Genomic DNA, 20,799 nt, shown 5'->3' with positions numbered 1-20,799 from the left:
GGATTCACCCATCAAGCGCCGGGCGCGAGCGCGAATGCAGTGGCCGCGCCATTGCCTAATGAAATACGGGGTATGAGTGCGTGGCGGCATAGGGGCCGATGCCGCGGCTTGCAGCGCCGTCTCGAGGCCTCACTGGAAGGAGACAACGCAATGAACTCGAACAGCGGGCTGTGGCGCGCTTGCAGGCTTGTGCCTTCGCGAGCCGGTGCGTTCTGTGTGTTGGTGCTGTGCGCCATCTGGAGCGGCGGCACGTATGCGCAACCGGTGGCGGACTCATGCCGCGACGGGGCGTGCGGACCGCACGGGACGCCGCCGCCGTCGAAAACGAGTTGCCCGCAATTGACCGGGCTGACCATTGCGGCCCGCAAGATCGACCTGCCGACCACAGGCGCCGTCGTCACGTCCACGACACAGATGGCGGCAAGCAGCAGCGGTGCGACCGCCACCGGCTCGTACTGTCTCGTCGCGGGCGCGATCCATCCGGTCGATCCGTCCGCGCCGGACATTCTCTTCAACATCGCGTTGCCGGACCAATGGAACGGCAAGATCCTGATGCTCGGCGGCGGCGGTTTCGACGGCTCGATTCCCGCCGTGACCGGCAACGTGCCGAGCGCGCCGGCCAATCTGCCGGGACCGCTGTCGCGCGGTTACGCGGTGTTCGCGAGCGATTCCGGGCATGAAGCGACCAACGGCGCGGTGAACGGCGCGTTCTCCGTCAACGCCGAGGCCTACGACAACTTCATGGGCGCTGCGCTCAAGAAAACGCATGACGCCGCGCTCGTGGTCATCAAGGCGCATTACGGCGCGCATCCATTCAAGGCGTATTTCGCGGGCGGCTCGACTGGCGGGCGCGAGGCGCTGACCGTCGCGCAGCGCTGGCCGCAGGACTGGGACGGCGTGATCGCGTTCTATCCCGCCTACGACTTCACGACGCTGAGCCTGCAACAGTTGCGCGTGACCGAAGGCTTCGCGGCGCCAGGCGCGTATCTCGACACCGCGCAGCGCGCGCTGCTGCTCAAGGCGGTCATGCAGGCGTGCGACGGGCTCGACGGTGTCGTCGACGGCCTGATCAGCAACGTGCAGGCGTGCAACGCGACGTTCAACCCGGCAACGGCCAGTGTCGACGGCGCTCCCCTGCGCTGCGCAGGCGGTGTGGCGCACGGCGATACGTGTCTTTCAGACCCGCAGATCGCGGCGCTCAACACCATGAACACGCCGCTCGTGTTTGCGTACCCGCTCGAAAGCGGCGAAACGCAGTATCCGGGCTACAACGTGTATGGCGCGGATCTCGGCGTGGGCAGTAGTTCGCCACTCGAGCCGATCGTCACGACGCTCGCATTGGGCACGACACAGCCCTCGTATCCGCTGCAAGGCACCGCGATGTTCGACGGGCAGATCGCCGACGAGTTCGTCCGCTACACGGTCATGAACAACCCGAACTTCGACTCGCTGACGTTCAATCCCGCGCTCGCCGGTCAATGGTCCGGGCGAATCAGCATGCTCTCGGGACTCGACGCGACCGACGCGAACCTCGCGCGCTTCATGCGGCGCGGCGGCAAGCTGCTGATGGCGCACGGCACCGTGGACCAGACCGTCAGCACGCGGGCAACCGAGATCTACTTCGAGCGCATGCAGCTGACGATGGGTTTTGGCGCCGTGGCGTCATTCGTGCGCTTCTATGAGATTCCGGGGCTGCAGCACGCGGTCGGCACTGAGTTCAACGCGTCGTGGGATTCGCTCACGACACTGGAAAACTGGGTCGAGCACGGCACGCCGCCGGTGCACCAGGTGGTCACCGACACCGCGGGCGTGCCGGGCCGCACGCGGCCGCTGTGCCAGTATCCGGCGTGGCCCAGCTATAACGGCGCAGGCGACGTGAACAGCGCCAAATCGTTTACGTGCGTGCAGGGTTAGCGCAAGTCAAGCGGCCCGCGCCGCTGCCGATAATGGATCTGCGCGGGCACCTGAATGGACTCGGGCGCGCCTTCGCCCTCGAGCAGCGAAAATACGCAGCGCAGGCTATGTTCCGCGAGTTGGCCGCTGTCCTGCACGATAGCGTCGATGCGAAGCGGCAGGCAGTCGAGCAGCTGATGATCGTCGAAGGTCATCACGCGGCCCGGCGCCTGAGCGAGCCGGTGCGCTTCGTTCACGAACTCCAGCAAGCCTTCGAGCAGCGTGATCGAACCGGCGAACAACGCCCCGGGATAGCGCCCATGCGCTTCGAACCAGGCCTTCATCAGCGCGTAGCCCGACTCTCGCTGGTAGTCGCGCTGAAACACCCAGTCGGGCTGCTCCGCAATGCCATGCCGCTCGAGCGCGAGCCGATAGCCCGCAAGACGGTCGCGGCTAGGTGACAGTTCTGGCTGGCCGCCGAAGAACACCACTTCCCGCACGCCTTGCTCGATCGTCTCGCCCACCAGTGCCGCCACCGTTTCGGCGGCGTCGGTAATCACATAGGGAATCGCGCTCGTCGCCACGCGGCGATCGGCGAACACGATCGGCAGACGCTTGACCCACTTGTCATAGCGCGGCGCTTCGGCCGTACACGGCACGACCACCACGCCATCCACCTGCTGAGCGACCAGATGCGCAATACCCTCGGTCTCGCGCACCGGATCTTCGTCGCTCGTCACGATCACGAGCTGATAACGGTAGCGCTCGCGGCATTGCCATTCCATGGCCTGGGCGAGCGCGGCGTGCGCCGAGTTGGTCAGATCGGGAATCACGAGGCCGATCGTGTTGCTGCGCCGCGAGCGCAGCGCGCGCGCCGACTGCGACGGCGTGAAATGATGGTCCCTCGCCACCTGCAGCACGCGCTCGACCGTCGCCGCCGAAATGCGGTAACGCTCGGCATTGCCGTTGAGCACCATGCTGGCCGTGGTGCGCGAAACCTCCGCGAGGCGGGCAATGTCGTCGATAGTCAGACGCTCGAACTGGGTCACGCGGCGTTCCTGCTGGGAGTAGGTTGGGGTCGGGTGAACGCGGGAGCGAAAAGCCCGCGACGCGGCTGTGAGCCAGGGCAAGCCCCAAAAACGAAGCGCCCCGTGTGACACGGGGCGCGCGGTAGCCCTCAAGCGCGCGCGTACGCGAAGATCTTCGCGTCCGATGGTACTACGCTCGCGCGCGCCTGAAAACGTGCTTACTGCTGGTACAGGTTCAGCGGCACCGGAATGAACTTGTCGACCGGCTGACCGTCGACCACCTTCTTCGCGGCCTGCACGCCATACTGGCCGATCAGTTCGGGCTGCTGCTGCACGGTCGCGGCCATCTGGCCAGCCTTGACCGCGGCGATCGCGTCGTCGGTGGCGTCGAAGCCGACCACGGCCACGTTCTTCAGGCCTGCAGCCTGCAGCGCCTTCACGGCGCCCAGCGCCATTTCGTCGTTCTGCGCGAACACGCCCTGAATGTCCTTGTTGCTCTGGATGATGTTTTCCATCACCAAAAGGCCCTTGGCGCGATCGAAGTCGGCCGGCTGCTTCGTGACGATCTTCACGCCACCCTTTGCCGCGATTTCGTCGTCGAAACCGGCGCCGCGTTCGTTGGCCGCCGACGAACCCGGAATGCCTTGCAGCTCGACGACGTTGCCCTTGCCGCCCAGCTTGTCGGCGAGGAAATCGGCAGCCATCTTGCCGCCCGCCTTGTTGTCCGAAGCGATATGCGAGCTGACTTCCGCGCCGTTCACGCTGCGGTCGAGCGAAATCACCTTGATGCCCTTGCTCGTCGCTTCCTTCACGACGTTGGCCACCGCCGAAGAATCGGTCGGGTTGATGAGGATGACGTTGACCTTCTTCTCGATCAGGTCTTCCACGCTCGCCTGCTGCTTGGCCGGATCGTTCTGCGCGTCGACGGTGATGAGCGTCACGCCGTCCTTCTTCGCTTCGTCTTCGGCGCCCTTCTTGAGCGAGACGAAGAACGGATTGTTGAGCGTCGAGATCGACAGGCCGACCGTGACCGCGCCGCCCGAAGCCGGCGCCGCAGCCGACGCGCCAGCATCGGCCGCGCTGCCCGGACCTTCCTTCGAGCAGGCCGCGAGGCCCAGCACGAGCGAACCGGCGGCGAGCGCCGCAAAGAGTTTCGAGATCGACGGCGAATTGTGCTTATGCATAGTCTTCCTCCTCGTTATATGTGGAGTGTGTGGAGATAAACAACTCAGGATAACTATTGATGCCAAACTGCCGCGCCACGCGAATGGAGCGTGGCGCGGCCTGGTTATTACGACGACTTCTTGTTGCCGCGATCGATCAGCACGGCAAGCAGGATCACGATGCCCTTGATGACCTGCTGATAGAACGACGACACGTCGAGCAGATTCAGGCCGTTGTTGAGCACGCCGATCAGGAGCGCGCCCACGAGCGTGCCGAAGATCCAGCCACGGCCGCCCGTGAGGCTCGTGCCGCCCAGCACGACCGCCGCGATGGCGTCGAGCTCGTAGCCCGTGCCCGCGGTCGGCTGCGCGGAGTTCAGGCGCGAGGTCAGCACCACGCCCGCGAGCGCCGACATGACGCCCGCGATCGTGTACACCCACAGTTGGATGCGATCGACCTTCACGCCGGAAAGCTTCGCCGATTCCACATTGCCGCCCGTTGCATAGATATGACGGCCGAACACGGTCTTGCGCAGCAGGACCCAGAACATGCCGAACATCACGAGCATGAGCACGACGGGAATCGGCACGAGGCGCGCGACATAGCCGCCGCCCAGCAGCGAGAAGAAGTCGCTGTTGAAGCTGCTGATCGGGCTGCCGTTCGACACGACGAGCGCGAGGCCGCGCAGCACCGTCATCGATCCGAGCGTGGCGATGAACGGCGCGACCTTGCCCTTGCTGATCACGAGACCGTTGGCGAAGCCCATCAGGCCGCCGGCCACGAGGCCGGCGAGCGTCGCGACGATGGCGGGCGTACCTGCGCTCAGCAGCGTCGCGATGATCACCGAGGAAAGCGCCAGCACGGAGCCCGCCGAGAGATCGATGCCGCCGAGCAGAATCACGAGCGTCATGCCGAACGCGATCAGCGCGTTGATCGACGCCTGCCGCATCACGTTGAGCAGATTGTCGACCGTGAGGAAGTCGCGGCTCACGATTGAGAGCGCCACGGAAATGATCAGCAGTGCTACGAAGGGTCCGAGCTTTTGCAGCGTCGCCCGGCTGCCGGGAGTGAGAGTCACTTGCGACATGTCATGTCTCGCTAGTTTTCAGTGAATGAGTCGGCGCCTTCGCTCAGGCCGCCACAGTTTGCGCAGCAGTCGCCGGGCCGTGGCCGCCGGCTGCGGCCGTCATGATCAGTTCCTGGGTGGCCGTGGCCGCTTCGAAGATGCCGTTCTGGCGTCCCTGATGCATGACGAGAATGCGGTCGCTCATGGCCAGCACTTCGGGCAGTTCGGACGACACCATCACGATGGCGACGCCCTGCTCCGCGAGCTGATTGATGATCGTGTAGATCTCCGCCTTGCCGCCCACGTCCACGCCGCGCGTGGGCTCGTCGAGCAGCAGCACCTTCGGCGGCTGCGCCAGCCACTTCGCGAACACGACCTTCTGCTGATTGCCGCCCGAGAGGGCCTTGACGTCCAGTTCGGCGTCGCGCGTGCGCACGCGCAACTGCTTGATGAGACCGTCGACGGCGCTGCGCTCCGCGCGCTCGTTGACGAAGCCGAGGGTGGCGTACTGGTCCAGATGCACGAGCGTCGCGTTTTCGCGCACCGACATGCCGAGCACGAGCCCCTGCCGCTTGCGGTCTTCCGTGACGAAGCCAATGCCCGCCGCAATCGCGCCAGACGCGTCGCGCACGTCGAGCGGCTTGCCGTCGAGCGTGACCGTGCCCGCGCTCTTGTGGTTCGCGCCGAACAGCGTGCGCAGAATCTCGCTGCGGCCAGCGCCCATGAGTCCGGCGATACCGAGCACCTCGCCCGCGCGCACGTCGAACGTAATGCCTTCGATATGGCCGTCGTCCGCGAGACCGGCCACGCTCATGCGCACGTCGCCGGGCGCATGGCTGCGTTTCGGGAAACGCTCGCCAATCTCGCGGCCCACCATCAGGCGCACGACCTCGTCGAAACCGGTCTCGCGAATCGCGCGCACACCGACGAAATGGCCGTCGCGCAGTACGCTGATTTTGTCGCACACACGAAAGATCTCTTCCATGCGGTGCGAAACGTAGACGATCGCCACGCCGCTCGCCTTGAGCGACTGCATGATCTCGAAGAGCGTTTCGATCTCGCGGTTCGTGAGCGCGGCGGTCGGCTCGTCCATTACAAGGACTTGCGCGTTCAGCGACAGCGCCTTGGCGATTTCCACGAGTTGCTGCTGACCGATGGAGAGCAGCCCCGCCTCGGTCTGCGGATCGATGCGCTGCGCGCCGACCTTGTCGAGCCACTTGCGCGCCTCTTTGCGCATCGTCGCGACATCGACCATGCCGAAGCGGTTCGGCTCGCGGCCAAGGAAGAGATTCTCCATCACCGTCAACTGCGGGATGAGGTTCAATTCCTGGTGAATGATGGCGATGCCCGCGCGTTCGGCCTCGACGGTGCTGCGGATCTGCACCGCGCGCCCATCGACGAGGATCTCGCCTGCATCGGCCTGATATACGCCGCTCAGGATCTTCATGAGCGTCGATTTGCCTGCGCCGTTCTCGCCCATCAGCGCGTGGATCTCGCCTGCCTCGATGCGGAAATCGACGCCTTCGAGCACCCGAACCGGACCGAACGCCTTGCCGATCCCCTGCATCATCACTTGCATCCTGGACCTCTCAGAAAATCACGCCCGAATGCAAAATCACATTCGCGTAGGGGCTGCATTCGCCGGTGCGGATCACCGCCTTCGCCTCGCGGCAGCGGCGTTTGAATTCTTCGTGCGGCACGTTTTCCACGGCGATGTGCGCGGCGGCCATCTCGCGGCTGCGCGCCACCACGGCCGCGTTGTGCGTCTGCGCCTCGCTCGCGAACACCGCGCGCTCGGCCTTGAAGTCGGCGAGCACGCTGTCGAGCACGGCGAAGAAGTCCGGCACGCCGGCCGCGAACGAGAGGTCGATGCATTCCACGCCGTCGGGAACCGGCAGCCCGCAGTCGGCGATCACGAGGCTGTCCGTGTGGCCCATGCGGGCCAGCACGCGTGCGATGTCGCGATTCAGATGTCCGTGTTTTTTCACTGCGAATCTCAGGCTTGCGTGTTCAGGAAGGCTTCGAGCTCGGCGAGCGAGGGCATGCCGCCCTGCGCACCGGCGCGCGTCACCGAGAGCGCGCCCGCCGCATTCGCGCGCCGCACGGCCTCGCCAATGCCGAGATGCCAGAACGCCGCGAGCGCTCCGTTGAAGGTGTCGCCGGCGCCAGTCGTATCGACGGCTTCGACGGTGAATCCCGGCTGATGCACGAGCGCGCCATCGGCGTCGGCGTAGTACGCGCCGTCTTTACCGTGCGTCATGGCAATACGTGGGCTATGCATGGGCGAGCGCGCGATGACCTCGGCCCACGCGCCTTCCGGCGTTTGCAGCGCGGTGGCGAGTTCGTGCTCGTTGGGCGTGAGCAGCGTGGTCAGTTCGAGCAGTTCGCCGCTCAGTTCGACTGCGGGCGCGGGATTGAGAAAGAATGGCTTGCCGTGTTCGCGGGCGCGCCGCGCGGCGTGCAGCACCGTTGCGTAGGGCACTTCGAGTTGGGCGAGCACGACGTCGGCCTGGGCGATCGCCGCGCTTGCACGGTCGATGTCTTCGGGCGAAAGCTCGTGGTTCGCGCCAGGCACGACGATGATCGCGTTATCGCCGCCCGAGAGCGTGATCGACGCGATGCCGGTCGCTTCGCGACCCGTGCTCACATGGGCGATATCGACGCCTTCGCGCGCGAGGGTCGCCTTCATTTCGCCGCCGAACGCATCGGCGCCGACGCAGCCGATCATCGTCACCTCGGCGCCAAGACGCGCCGCCGCGACCGCCTGGTTCGCGCCCTTGCCGCCCGGATGGGTCGAAAAATGCGTGCCGAACAGCGTCTCGCCGAGCCGGGGAAACGTGTCGGTCGTGACGACCATGTCCATGTTGATGCTGCCGACCACCACTACGCGCGCCATTGCACTCCCTTTCCACGGCTTCCCGCGCGCTTGCCGCGCCTGCGGTTTTTGCCGTGCTAAAACGTAATCAGCTTGGGAGCGCAGTTATACCAGAGTCCTCACGCGGGTGAAATAGACCCAGGGTATAACCGGATGCGAAGAAGAATATGTCCCCGATTGTTGACGGCCCGCAGAACCGATACGACGCCGTGCCAGGCTGTCGAACCCGAGTCAGAGGCGAACCCCGAGGTGGTAGGAAGACGTGATCGATTTGTTGCGCGCGCAAGTACAAGCGGACCGCGTGGGTGTGCGCAGCGGCGCGGGCTTTTACGACTGGGATGAAGCGCATGTGGCACGCGTGAAGGCCGCGCGTAAAAAGCTCATTGCGGGCGGGTGACTGCACGGACTCACGGCATCAAACGTCGATACCGAGGGCAACGATGCGCCGGTACAGCGTCGCGCGCGCCATGCCGATCTGTGCGGCGGCTTTCGTCACTTGACCGCCCGCCGCGCGTAACGCTTCGGTCAGGAAGCGGCGTTCGTAATCGCGCATCGCTTCGTCGTACTGCTGATGCTGCTGCACGCCGGTGTCGTCCTGCGTATCGTGCTGATCGCCCCGCTCTTCGTCCAGGCGCCGCCCGCGCCCATCGCCAATGAAGCGAGCGAGCGAGCGAGCATCGATGCGCTCGCTATCCGATAGCAGCACCGCGCGCTCGAGCATATTACGCAACTCGCGCACGTTGCCCGGCCAGCCATACGCACACAGCACGGCAAGCGCATCGTTGTCGAGTTCGAGATGCCCCGCACCGCTCTGCACCGCGAGCTTGTCGAGAATCGAATACGCCATCGCCTCGATGTCCGCCAGGCGTTCGCGTAGCGGCGGCACGCGAATCATCAGCACGTTGAGCCGATAGTAGAGGTCCGCGCGAAACCGGCCCTGCGCCACGAGCGCGGGCAGATCCGCCGAGGTCGCCGCAATGATGCGCACATCGGTGCGCACGATGCGATTCGAGCCGAGCGGCTCGAACTCCTGTTCCTGCAAAACGCGCAGCAATTTGCCCTGCAGCGCGAGCGGCATGTCGCCGATCTCGTCGAGAAAGAGCGTGCCGCCCTGGGCCAGCTCGAACTTGCCGATGCGCCCCTTGCGCTCCGCGCCCGTGTACGCGCCCGCCTCCGCGCCGAAGAACTCCAGTTCCAGCAGCGTGTCGGGAATCGCCGCGACGTTCACCGTCACGAGCGGACCGTCCGCGCGTCCGGACGCGCCGTGTATGGCGTGCGCAAGCAACTCCTTACCCGTGCCCGTTTCGCCAAGCAAAAGCACCGGCGACGCGAGACGCGCGGCTCGGCGCGCCTGGCGCTTCACTTCGAGGCTTGCCGCGCTCGTGCCGATCAGGCTTGAAAAGCTGTACTTCGCGCGACGCACCTGCGCGAGCGACTGGCGCGTGCTGATCAGTTCGGCTCGCAGCCGCGCGTACTGGCTGAAGAGCGGCGACAGTCCCTTGAGTTCGTTGAACAGCACGAAGCCGACTGCACCGATCGTTTCGCCGTTGTCATCCTTGATAGGCAAACGCGTAACGACGATCGGATCGCGATCGGTCTCGAGAATGTCGAGCAGGATGGGCTCGCCCCCCTTCACGACGTCGCGCATCATGCTGTTCGGAATGACGGTTTCGCAATCGAGACCGATCACCGCCGTGGGGTCGTCAAAGCCGAAGCGCGCCGCGTAGTGCTGGTTGATCCACACCACGCGCGCGTTGCGATCGACGATCACGGTGCCTTCGCTGAACTTGTCGAGCGATTGAAAGAGCGATTGCATCGCCAGCTTGCGCACGTGGTCGTAGTCGGCCAGCAGCGCGGTTGTTTCGATTTCCATTCGGTGCTTTTCTTCGGTCGCGGCCCTGACGCGGCCTGTCACGGCCAGCGGATTCTCATTTTCGGGACGCATTATCTCAGAAATGAGATTGCGCCATATCCCCTGAAATTTCCCGGCTTTACGTATGGGTCAGCTAGCGGCGGCGCGTTTGCTCGCCCAATCCGTCTCAGTTCTGAGACACGCTGCCGCCACAACCATCCCGGCACACCCCCGTGCCCTGCGCCGCCGGTTTCCGTGCCGCTTCGCGCAAGGCTGCCCGCCCGCTGGCACATATCGTGCTCTATTGCGCGGTCGCGCCGGCTTCGGCGCGCGCGAACAACAAACAGACCTGCACGAATAAACCAACTGGAGACAAGATGTCCTTTGTGATTGTGATCGCCGCTTTGGCGTTCCTGATGTTCGTGGCCTACCGCGGCTACAGCGTCATTCTCTTTGCGCCCATCGCCGCACTAGGCGCCGTGCTGCTGATCGATCCCTCCGCCGTCGCCCCCGTGTTTTCCGGCATCTTCATGGAAAAGATGGTCGGCTTCGTCAAGCTCTACTTCCCCGTGTTCCTGCTCGGCGCAGTGTTCGGTAAGGTCATCGAACTATCTGGCTTCTCCGAGGCAATCGTGGCCGCCGCGATCCGCTACATTGGCCGCTCGCGAGCCAACGCCGTGATCGTCGCGGTGTGCGCGCTGCTCACGTATGGCGGGGTCTCGCTCTTCGTCGTGGTGTTCGCGGTGTATCCGTTCGCCGCCGAACTCTATCGCCAGAGCAACATTCCCAAGCGCCTCATGCCCGGCGCGATCGCGCTCGGCGCGTTCACGTTCACGATGGATTCGCTGCCCGGTACGCCGCAGATCCAGAACATCATTCCCACCACGTTCTTCAAGACCACCGCGTGGGCCGCGCCCTGGCTCGGCGTGATCGGCTCGATCTTCATCATCGTGGTCGGTCTCACGTACCTCGAATGGCGCCGCCGCAGCGCCATGGCGAAGGGCGAAGGCTATGGCACTTCGCTCGTGAACGAACCGGAGCGCGTGGAAACGGGCAACCTGCCGCATCCGGCGCTGGCCATTGCGCCGCTCGTACTCGTTGGCGTTGCCAACTTCCTGCTGACGAAGTGGATTCCGCAGTGGTACGGCGAAAGCTTCACCGTCGCGCCCGACGTGCTGCCCGGCATGCATGCGCCCGTGACGGTGGCCGTGAAGAGCGTCGTCGCCATCTGGGCCGTGCAGGGCGCACTGCTGCTCGGCATTCTGCTCGTCATCGTGACGGCGTTCGGCCGTGTGAAGGAACGCTTCGCGACCGGCACGAAGACCGCAGTGAGCGGCGCGCTGCTCGCCACGCTCAATACGGCATCCGAGTACGGCTTCGGCGGCGTGATCTCGGCGCTGCCCGGCTTCCTCGTGGTCGGCAATGCGCTCAAGGCCATTCCGAATCCGCTCGTGAATGCGGCCGTTTCGGTTTCGGCGCTCGCGGGTATCACGGGTTCCGCGTCGGGCGGCATGAGCATCGCGCTCGCCGCCATGTCGGACACCTTCATCAAGACCGCGCAGACCATGCACATTCCGATGGAAGTGCTGCACCGCGTGGTGGCGATGGCGAGCGGCGGCATGGATACGCTGCCGCACAACGGCGCGGTCATCACGCTGCTCGCGGTCACGGGCCTCACGCACCGCGAGTCGTATCGCGACATTTTCGCGGTGACCATCATCAAAACACTCGCGGTCTTCTTCGTCATCGCCGTGTTCTATCTGACCGGTATCGTCTAACCGGCAACTACACCAGGCCCACCCATGCATCTCCCCAACACGCTCTCCCTCGCCGGAAAAACCGCCGTCGTGACCGGCTCGACCAGCGGCATCGGCCTCGGCATCGCGACGGCGCTGGCTCGCGCAGGCGCCAGTATCGTCCTGAACGGTTTCGGCGATCCGGCGGCCGCCCTCGCGCACATCGAAGCGACCGGCGTGCGCGCCGCGCATCACAACGCGGACATGAGCCGTCCTGCCGAAATCGAAGCCCTCGTGGCTTTCGCGGCGGGCACGTTCGGCGGGCTCGATATTCTCGTCAACAACGCGGGCATTCAGTATGTCGAAACAATCGAGAACTTCCCGGTTGAGCGCTGGGATCAGATTATCGCGATCAATCTGAGCGCGACGTTTCACGCGACGCGCGCGGCGCTTCCCATCATGCGCGCAGCGGGTTGGGGACGCGTGATCAATATCGCGTCGGTACACGGGATCGTGGGCTCGGTCGGCAAGTCGGCCTACGTCGCGGCCAAGCATGGCGTGATCGGGCTTACCAAGGTCGCCGCACTGGAAACAGCGCGCAGCGGCGTGACTGTCAATGCGATCTGTCCAGGCTGGGTGCTCACGCCGCTCGTCCAGAAGCAGATCGACGATCTGGCCCACCGCGAGGCAATGTCCGTCGAAGACGCTACGCTGAAACTGCTCGGCGAAAAGCAGCCGTCGGCAAGCTTTGCGACGGTCGAGCAAATTGGCGGCGTGGCGGCGTTCCTGTGCTCGGAGGCGGCGAACGAGATGCGCGGCGCTGAGCTCAAGGTGGACGGAGGTTGGCTCGCGCAGTAAAAGCGGCAGCGGCGCGCGATGTGTGTTGGCGTGTTGGCAATACAACGCGTCAATCGCGCGCCATGTGCCGCAGCTTCATGTCGTGCAGCCGCTGGCTGAGCCCTTTGAATACACTGCTTTCGTGCGGGTCGCCGAAGTGAAACAGCACTGTGCACCGAACGCTGGAAGGCGCGCAGGCCTGATTCGCATGCAGCGAGCGCAAGCCCCAAATGAAGTAAAGATTACCCGGCTTCAACGTCACAACCTTCGCAGAAAACCATTTCTGCACACGCGCTGAGCGCCAAATCCTTCCGAGCATCTTTTCCATTATCGCCTTCTCGACGATATTAACGATCGCCAACCGCCGCGCATTGCGTAGATTCGGAAACATCACGAGATGGCCTGCCAGTTCGCCCGGGTCATTGGGAATCAGAACGGGCAGCAAGATCGATATGGCATACGAGTCGTAGTGGAAAATGTTCGAGTGACGGATTCCCTGTTTTCCCGAAAGCACGCGCATGACCGGGTAAATCCGGTCGCTGGGCGGCGGCGTCCCCATCTTGCGCACATACAACTGGCGCAATAACGCGTGCAGCCCCGGGTCTTCGAAAAGCGGGGCGAGACAGGTGCCGGTTATCCATTGCGCCCCGCTAAAGCCAAAGTATCGGGTGCCGTGCTGCCCGACCAGTTCGGCTACCCCGCTGCGGAGCTTCGTGAGAATTGCGGCTGGCACGATGTCGTCAAGCACGCCCACTCCGTCGTCGTCCATCGACTGAGCGAGCGCCTGCGCACTCTCCACATCTACCCGCGCGATTTCATCGAGCGGCCGTTCATCGTTCAACACGTTCATTGCGGTCCCTCGCGCAGCCTGATCGGCGAATACAGGCACACGGTCAATGCAGACCGTAGACTGAGGGAAAAAGCTTTCGTGTTCCGTACGTCTTCGTACAGAACGCCTGAACGCGTCGATTGATATGCTGGCTGATTATTTCGGGTCGTTTCGCAGTGAGTCGATACGATGCTACCGCATACATTCGTTAGCTATCGCCTCGCTCCTGCTCGCCCGCCGCGCCTTCTGCGATCAACGGCCAGACCACCTGTTCGAACTGCTCGGGCTCGATCGGCCTGGAGTACAAATAGCCCTGCGCGAAATCACAGCCCATCGACTTGAGAAAATCCCGTTGCTCGACGGTTTCCACGCCTTCGGCGATGACCTGGATTCCCAGCTTGTGCGCAAGCACCACCATCGCCTCGCAGAGCACCTGATTGTTTTCGTCCACGCTCAGGTTCTGGACAAACGAACGATCGATTTTCAGGTAATCGATGTCGAAGCGTTTGAGATAGGCCAGCGAGGAATAGCCGGTGCCGAAGTCGTCGATCGAAATGCCAATGCCCGCAAGACGGAAATCGAGCAGCCTCTCGTCGATATTCGATTCGGCCTGCAGCAGCAGCCCCTCAGTGATTTCCACCACCACGCTTTGCCCCGGCATGCCCTCGCGATCGAGATAGTCGTGCCACCGCACGCCAACCGTGCTGTCCTGGCGGACCTGCACCGGCGACATGTTCACACTGATCTGGAACGACGCATCGTATTGCTCACGCCATACGCGCGCTTGTTGCACGGCTTGCCTGAACACCCAGTCGCCGATGGGAATGATCAGCCCCGTATCTTCGGCCAGCGGAATGAATTCCAGCGGACTGATCATGCCGCGCTCGGGATGCAGCCAGCGTAACAGGGCTTCCGCTTTGCAGACCCGGCCCGTTGCGAGGTCCACGACCGGCTGATAAAGCAGCCGAAGCTGATTGCGCGGCAGCGCCGAACGCAGGTCGCTGGTCAGGCGCAGGCGCGTTTCCGCCTCCAGCTGCATGTCGGGCGTGAAGTAACTGAAGCGGTTGCGTCCGGCATTCTTGGCCGCGTACATGGCCTGGTCGGCGTTCTTGAACAACGCGTCGAGTTCAACCGTGTCGTCGGGGAAAACGGTGACGCCGATACTCGCCGAAATGTAGACCTCGTCCGCGCCGAGTTTGAACGGTTCAGTCAGTCTGCGATTGATATTGCGCACGGTCTGCTCGACCGTTTCCATGTCTTCGAGATCGGGCAAGATCACCGTGAACTCGTCGCCGCCCAGTCGCGCGACGGTATCCAGATTGCGCACGCACGCGCTGATGCGGCGCCCAGCCTCGATCAGCAGCACGTCGCCGCGGTCGTGCCCCAGCGAGTCGTTGACCTCCTTGAAGCGATCGAGGTCGATCAACATCAGGGCCACGCGCCTTTGCGAACGGCGCGCGAGCGCGGCCTCCTCAGTGAGACGATCGTGAAAGAGCTGCCGGTTCGGCAGACCCGTCAGCGCGTCGAAATTGGCCTGCTTCCAGATGGTCGCCTCGAACGCCATCCGGTCGGAGAGGTCGCGACCGACTGCCAGCACCGAAGTGATATGGCCGGAGCGATCGATCTCAGGCGTGATGCGAATGTGAGTGCATTGTTCCTGCCCGTCCTTTCCCGCCCACCGCAATTCGAACTGCGCGCTTTTTCCCGTCGCGATGACTTCGCCGATCTTCCTTTCGTAGACCAGCGCATTGGCCCCGCCAGGAAGCTCCGAAGGCCGCTTGCCGAGGACGGTGGCGAGATCGCATCCCGCCGACGTGCAAAAGGCCGGATTGGCGAAGATGCGGCGCAGCTCGCGGTCATATCGCGTGATCGTATCGGGCGAATTCTCGATCAGCGTGCGCGACTCCCGTTCGCGGGCGACGAGTTCCGCCGTTCGGTCGACGACAGTCTGTTCGAGCGACGCATTGATTTCGTTGATCTTGTGAATCTTCTGCCTGATCGCCGTGCGCATACGCTCAAAACGCTGCGCCAGCCGCGCCAGTTCGTCTGGTCCACCAGGCGCGCCTTCCCCGTCCTCGCCATCGTCCTCGACGGCGCCGGCATCCTCGCCGGTGTCGTGCATCCGGCGCACCAGATCCTGGAGCGGTGCCGAAATGCTGTACGAAATAAAGTAGGCAAGAAATATCGAAAGCAGAAACCCGGAGATGCCGACCACCACGATCTGGTTGCGTACGGCCTGTGCCTCCGCGGTGAGATTCTGTTCAGCGATCGTGCTGACCACGAACCAGCTCGTGCCGGGAATGCGCGCGTAGGCGGCAAGATAATGGCCGCCGCGCCCGGCTGCGAAATTGACGAACCGGCTCGACTCGCCCGATACGCGGTGGCGCGCGATATCCTCGATCAGGCCGGGCTCGGGCGCGGCGCCTGGGTTGGGTGACGACGCATGATTCGGGACTACGATGATCTTGTTGTCGCTCGCATCGAATACGTAAATCTCCGTTCCGCTGCCCGTCGCGACGTCGTTGAAAATCGTCGAGAAGTATTCCGGGCGAACGACCAGAACCAGACTGCCGATCTTCGCGTTGTCGCTCTTGTTGTAGATGGCGCGCACCATCCCCAGGTTCTGCTGGCCGACGCCGTCGTCGTAGCTGCCCCAGTAGGTGCGTTCATGCGACTCTTCCGCGATGCCGACGAGCGCCGTCACACCCGAAGTCAACTGCGCAAATGCCTGCGTATCCAGAATCCGGTCTTTCTGGTCGAGCAAATATTTCTGGTTGATGAAATCGACCGATCCATAATGCTCGAGCAGCAAACGCGTCATGTCCTCGCGCGCCTCGCTCTGCTCCCTGGCGCTGCCGCTCGCCGCTCTCGACAATGCACCCTGGACCCGGTCCGAAAGTACGAGAAGATTACTTTCCGTTTCGATCTGATGCATGCGCAGCTCGACATTTCTCGAAACCTGCCTTACCACTTCTTTCGAAAATATCTCCGCATTTTCCTTGATCGCCGCAACCGACTTTACATAGGAAATGCAGCCCGAAATGATAATGGGCAACAGCGCCAACAGAATGAATGCGGCAATCAGTCGATAGCGAATCTCGACGCGTCGAAGCAAATCCTGGCAGAGGTAGTCGAAAGCGCGTCGCAGCAGTGCGGAGATTGCATTCATTTGTAGTGCATCTTCGCTTCAGTCTTGACCGAGATGTCCAGGCGCTGCGCAGCCTGCCTGGGTGTAATTTTCCTGAGCAGCACATCCTGCATCAATTTATGCACCAGCTCAATCGTGTTGGAAGGAAGCGACGAATAATAGGGGCTTGCCGTGACCGGATAACGGCTGACCGCGTTCGTGTAGTCGACGATCTCCACGTCGCTCACCACGGTGCCCATGCCTTGCTGAAGGGGCGAAATGTTGTGGCGCTTCCTCTGAAGAATCGGGAATCCCTTGCCGGCGATGAATTCCAGAAAACGCATGGCGGCGGCCTTGTTGGGTGTTTCGCAAACGGCGAAGCCCGTTTCGCTGCCGAGCACCGGCACGACGCGTTCGCCGCGCGCGTTCCACGGCGGCACGAACACGCCCACCGAGAAATCGTTTCCATGCAGCATGAGCCCGGCGGCCCAACTGCCCTGGAACGCCATCGCCACCTTGCCTTCCTTGAAAAGGCGAATGCCCTCGTCGTAGCCCGTCGTCATGAACGACGGCTGCGCGTAACCGCGCTCGGGTATCAACGCGATCCTGGCGAAGATCTCGGCCACCTCTGGCGTATCGAGGTTCAGCGTGCCGTCCGCCATTTTTTCTTTCCAGTAAGGCTCGCGCGCGACTACATTGTTGGCAAAGCCCGAAGCGAATGGCCCGTTGCCGAGCATGTTCGGAAAGCCGCCGCTCCACATCACCGGAATCATGCCCGCCTGCTTGAGCCTGGCGCACACCGCCAGAAACTCATCGAAATTCGTCGGCAGCGTGTCGATGCCGGCCTTGGCGAACATGGCGCGGTTGTAATAGATCATCGTCGTCGCCACGCCGCCCGAAACGCCGAAGCCCCTGCCGTCGCGACTGGTCCAGTCGGCCTTGAGCGGATCGAGCATGTTCTTCCATGCGGCGCTTTGGCGGACATCGGCGAGCACGCCCTGGTCGGCCAGCTCGGCAGCATAGGCGTTCGGATTGATGCTGACGAGGTCCGGCAGCGTGCCCGCCGCCACGCGCGGCTTGATGTTCCCCTCGACCGAGTTGCCGACCATGAACTGCACGTTCACGTGCACGTCGGGATTGAGCTTGTCGAACTCGGCGGCGATCTGGAGCATTTCCTCCGGCCAGTCCGGCGCCCAGATCAGCGCGGTGATGGTGGTCCGTACCGGCGCGGCCTTGCTGCTCTGGGCGCCGTTCTGCTGATCGCAACCCAGGAGCAAGAGCATGCCGATCAGACCAGACAGCAGCCAGGCAAACTTGATTCCGTGCACGTAACGCTCGCTTTCAGTTCGGGAATGGCGGACCCTGCGGAACGCAGGGGAACCACCTTGCATATCGGCCGAAACCGGGCGTCACTTGAGGGGGTTACGCGTGAGCGTGGCACGCGATAATGGGCAAGCCTTGCGGACGAACGATCATGCCCGTTCGCAAACGTTAGCGCGGCGCGATGCGCTAACGTGGTGCAATGACATCGGGTCTCTTTGCGCAGACCCAGAGCGCGACGCGGCGAGGTCGATGGCTCGCCGCCTTGCGTCGCTCCCGTTTCAATCGTTTCAGTCGTTTCAATCGTTTCAATCGAGCGACGGGCTGCATTCGCATTCGAGCGCCGCGACCCGCGCCGGCCGCTCCATTGCCGCCAGCCGCTGCAATGTCACGAGTCCGAACACCGCGAGCGCGCAGCCGAGCACCAGATCGGCACGTATGCCCGCACGGTCCACGATCGTGCCGCCCACCAACGAGCCAAGCGCAATCGCCACCTGGATCACGCTCACGAACATCGCCGAGCCCGCTTCGGCGAGATCGGCCGTACCGCGCTGAATCCACACGGAGAAGCACAGCGGAATCGCGCCGAACGCCACGCCCCACATCAGCATCGCCGCGATCTCGCCAATTCGCACGTGGTCGAGCAGAATCATCGCCGAGAGCGCGCACAACAGCAGCGCCGTCATCGTCGCCACGGCGAACTTCAGGCGCGTGGCCACGACCGCCGAAGTCAGCGCGTTCGAGAAAAAGCCGATCACGCCGAATGCGAGCAGCAGCAGCGTGATCGCGCTCATCGAGAAGTCCTGCTGAAGCAGCGGGGCAATGAACGTGTACGTCGAGAAATGCGCGCCGAACACGAGCGCCACCATCAGCATGCTCAGGCGCACATGTGGGCGGCGCAGCAGCGTGGCGAAATCGGCGAGACGCAATGCGGCGGCGGAAGGCAGCGACGGCACCAGCAACGCCTGCGCAACGAGCGCGAGCGCGACAAGGCCGCCCGTCACGAAAAACGACATGCGCCACGACGCGAAACCGGCGATAAAGGTGCCGAGCGGCACGCCGATCACCGTCGCGAAGGTCACGCCGGTCAGGATAATGGCCGTTGCGCGCGCGGCGTCGCTCGTATGCACGAGGCGGCCCGCCGCCGCGGTTGCGAGGGTCCAGAAGCCGCCGAGCGCCGCGCCGAGCATCGCGCGGCCAACCAGCATGAGCGCGAAATTCGTCGCCAGCGCGGAAACGATATTCGACGCGAGCAGCATGGCCGTGAGCAGGAGAAATACCTGCCGCCGGTCCATGCGGCCGGCAAACATCATCAGGCCCGGCGCGAAGATCGCCGCCATCACGCCCGGCGTGGTCACCATGAGGCCGGCCGTGCCCGGCGTCACGCCGAGGTCGCGGGCGATCTCGGTGAGCAAACCGACCGGCAGGAATTCAGACGTCACGAACGCGAATGCGCTGATCGCCACGGCAAAGACAGACAACCACTGGCGCAGTGTCGTCTCTTCGAGCGGCGCGGGCGCGAGATTGGGAGAACGGTCGTTCATGTTTCTATGACTGTTTTGTGTGTGGCGAATAATAAAAGCCATTGTTCGGCAATTTCGCACCAAAAAATGGGGAAAATCGCCGTTTAAATGGCCAATCGGGAATGACGTTTAAACTAACATCAAATAAAGAATTGCGTGCGGCCCTGCGATTAGCGGGGTCGTCAAAAGGGTTATGAATGGCGTGTGACCCGGCCTGCCGCGCGCCGCGTCGGCGGGGCGGTAATTATGTCATTTCGTCCCCGGAAAAATAAACGATATTTTTCCGGGGACATATTGGGCATCGAATCGATGCTGATGCCTGTCGCTAGCCAGGAGGAGCTAAGGGCGCCGGGAAAGCGCCCTGTGAGGATTTGCCGGAAAACCGGTCAGTCAAGCCAAGCGCGGCCCTTGCAAGCCACGCATTTCAGAACCGCGTCTGCACGCCCACGCGCGCGATGAACTGGTTAGGACCACTCGACGTACCATTGGGGTCGAGCACGCCGTTGATCAGTGCCTGAGCCCCGGCGTTGGTACGCTGATACACGGTCTCCGCATACACGACCGTCCGCTTGGACAGGAAGTGATCGACGATGGCCGTGATCTGGTGCGCGTGATTGTTGTCGAGATACGCATTGCCCTTCATGTACATGTAGTCGGCGGCAATCGCCCAGTCTGGCGCGAGCAGCCAGTTCGCACCGGCTTCGGCCTGGGCAATGGCGCCGCCGTTGAAGGTGTTGCGCACGGTCGTCACCAGCAGCGTCGCCATGACCTTGCCGAAATCGTAGTGCGCGCCCACGCCCCAGTTGCGAATGCCGACATCGGGTTCGCCGGCCTCTACATATTTGGCTTCCGTGTAGGCCGCCGCCATGCCGAACGCGCCGTTGGCGTAATTCGCGCCGGCGCTGACCGTGTTGCCGCGTCCGAACGCGCCCGGAATGCCACCAAAGCCGTACAGGCCGCCGAAGCTGAATCCGGCAAACTTCGGCGATTGATACTTGACCGAGTTCTCGACCGTGGCGCCGGCCATGCGGTCCCAGTCGAACTGCTGCGCAAAGGGCGGATTGCCCGGAATCGCGATCTTCGCAAACGGGCCCGCGCGGAAATTGTAGAGGCCCCCGACTTCCATCGCTGCGTCGTCGTGCCCGAAAAACAGCGCATCGGTCATGAAGTCGTATTGATTGCCCATCGTCAGCCTGCCGTACTGGTCGCTGTCGAGGCCAACGTACGCGTTGCGCCCGAAGATCCCTTGACCCGAGATGATCGAACCGGTCCCCATCGAAAATTGATCGACGAGATCGAACACCGCATGCAAGCCGCCGCCCAGATCTTCGCGGCCGCGTATTCCGAGCAGGTTCGGCGTGAAAATGCCGTCGTCGAACTTCAACACCGAGTGGCCGCCCTGGTTGCTGACCCACGACACGCCCGCGTCCACCATGCCGTAGAGCAACACGCTGTCGCCCGCCGGGGCGCCTTCCGCATGTGCCTGCGCGCAAGCCATCACCGATACCGCCGTGCACCACACTGCGAGGCTCTTCATTGACGTCTCCTT

The 20,799-nt window shown here is 63.4% G+C and carries 15 protein-coding genes and 1 pseudogene; 4 read left to right on the top strand and 12 right to left on the bottom strand.

Translation table 11 applies throughout. The features are described from left to right. Positions 1-150: 150 nt before the first annotated feature. Entirely contained in the window at positions 151-1,914 is a 1,764-nt protein-coding gene (locus M3I56_RS20080) for a tannase/feruloyl esterase family alpha/beta hydrolase (protein WP_254355490.1), read from the top strand. Here the strand turns inward: M3I56_RS20080 and M3I56_RS20075 are convergent. The 6 genes from M3I56_RS20075 to rbsK form a co-directional block, all read right to left on the bottom strand. Beyond that, positions 1,911-2,942 carry a substrate-binding domain-containing protein gene (locus tag M3I56_RS20075; RefSeq protein ID WP_254355489.1) on the bottom strand — a complete coding sequence of 344 codons (1,032 nt, stop codon included), beginning with the start codon at positions 2,940-2,942 and terminating at the stop codon, positions 1,911-1,913. The genes M3I56_RS20080 and M3I56_RS20075 overlap by 4 nt on opposite strands. Before the next feature lie 197 nt (positions 2,943-3,139). Then, positions 3,140-4,105, bottom strand: a complete 966-nt coding sequence (rbsB, locus tag M3I56_RS20070; RefSeq protein WP_254355488.1) for a ribose ABC transporter substrate-binding protein RbsB — start codon at positions 4,103-4,105, stop codon at positions 3,140-3,142. 107 nt (positions 4,106-4,212) lie between these two features. Continuing rightward, entirely contained in the window at positions 4,213-5,172 is a 960-nt protein-coding gene (locus M3I56_RS20065) for an ABC transporter permease (protein WP_254355487.1), read from the bottom strand. A 43-nt stretch (positions 5,173-5,215) separates the two neighbouring features. Continuing rightward, on the bottom strand, positions 5,216-6,730 hold the full coding sequence (locus M3I56_RS20060; protein WP_254355486.1) for a sugar ABC transporter ATP-binding protein: 1,515 nt from the start codon (positions 6,728-6,730) through the stop codon (positions 5,216-5,218). Positions 6,731-6,740: 10 nt separating this feature from the next. Then, the gene (gene rbsD / locus M3I56_RS20055; RefSeq protein ID WP_254355485.1) at positions 6,741-7,139 is read right to left on the bottom strand and encodes a D-ribose pyranase; all 399 of its coding nucleotides are present in this window, start codon (positions 7,137-7,139) and stop codon (positions 6,741-6,743) included. Between the two features lie 8 nt (positions 7,140-7,147). After that, positions 7,148-8,047, bottom strand: coding sequence for a ribokinase (rbsK, locus tag M3I56_RS20050; RefSeq protein ID WP_254355484.1), 900 nt, complete (start codon positions 8,045-8,047; stop codon positions 7,148-7,150). Positions 8,048-8,282: 235 nt separating this feature from the next. On the opposite strand from rbsK, the pseudogene M3I56_RS20045 reads away from it, so the two are divergent. Beyond that, positions 8,283-8,423, top strand: a pseudogene (locus tag M3I56_RS20045) (3-hydroxyacyl-CoA dehydrogenase family protein); the annotation flags it as partial. A gap of 18 nt (positions 8,424-8,441) precedes the next feature. Here M3I56_RS20045 and M3I56_RS20040 read toward each other — a convergent pair. Then, positions 8,442-9,899, bottom strand: coding sequence for a sigma-54-dependent Fis family transcriptional regulator (locus M3I56_RS20040; protein WP_254355483.1), 1,458 nt, complete (start codon positions 9,897-9,899; stop codon positions 8,442-8,444). Positions 9,900-10,255: 356 nt separating this feature from the next. Here M3I56_RS20040 and M3I56_RS20035 point away from each other — a divergent pair, with 356 nt between their 5' ends. Further along, positions 10,256-11,656 carry a GntP family permease gene (locus M3I56_RS20035; RefSeq protein WP_254355482.1) on the top strand — a complete coding sequence of 467 codons (1,401 nt, stop codon included), beginning with the start codon at positions 10,256-10,258 and terminating at the stop codon, positions 11,654-11,656. A 24-nt stretch (positions 11,657-11,680) separates the two neighbouring features. After that, positions 11,681-12,472: a 3-hydroxybutyrate dehydrogenase gene (locus tag M3I56_RS20030; RefSeq protein ID WP_254355481.1), complete on the top strand. Its 792-nt coding sequence runs from the start codon at positions 11,681-11,683 to the stop codon at positions 12,470-12,472. 49 nt (positions 12,473-12,521) lie between these two features. On the opposite strand, the gene M3I56_RS20025 is transcribed toward M3I56_RS20030, so the two are convergent. The 5 genes from M3I56_RS20025 to M3I56_RS20005 all read right to left on the bottom strand — a co-directional run bounded on the left by M3I56_RS20025 (position 12,522) and on the right by M3I56_RS20005 (position 20,787). Further along, positions 12,522-13,301 (bottom strand): hypothetical protein, encoded by a 780-nt coding sequence (locus M3I56_RS20025; RefSeq protein ID WP_254335088.1) that lies wholly within the window; start codon positions 13,299-13,301, stop codon positions 12,522-12,524. A 187-nt stretch (positions 13,302-13,488) separates the two neighbouring features. Then, on the bottom strand, positions 13,489-16,449 hold the full coding sequence (locus M3I56_RS20020) for an EAL domain-containing protein (protein WP_254355480.1): 2,961 nt from the start codon (positions 16,447-16,449) through the stop codon (positions 13,489-13,491). Then, the gene (locus M3I56_RS20015; RefSeq protein WP_254355508.1) at positions 16,446-17,690 is read right to left on the bottom strand and encodes an ABC transporter substrate-binding protein; all 1,245 of its coding nucleotides are present in this window, start codon (positions 17,688-17,690) and stop codon (positions 16,446-16,448) included. The genes M3I56_RS20020 and M3I56_RS20015 overlap by 4 nt, the downstream gene beginning before the upstream one ends. A 345-nt stretch (positions 17,691-18,035) precedes the next feature. Further along, positions 18,036-19,271, bottom strand: coding sequence for an MFS transporter (locus M3I56_RS20010; protein ID WP_254355479.1), 1,236 nt, complete (start codon positions 19,269-19,271; stop codon positions 18,036-18,038). Between the two features lie 403 nt (positions 19,272-19,674). Then, a complete protein-coding gene (locus M3I56_RS20005; RefSeq protein WP_254355478.1) occupies positions 19,675-20,787 on the bottom strand; it encodes a porin in 1,113 nt (370 codons plus the stop codon). Positions 20,788-20,799: the final 12 nt, after the last annotated feature.

It is taken from the genome of Paraburkholderia sp. CNPSo 3281, from assembly GCF_024206515.1.
In the GTDB taxonomy this organism is placed as follows: Bacteria; Pseudomonadota; Gammaproteobacteria; order Burkholderiales; family Burkholderiaceae; genus Paraburkholderia; species Paraburkholderia nodosa.
This window is presented reverse-complemented; position numbering and strand designations above follow the sequence as displayed.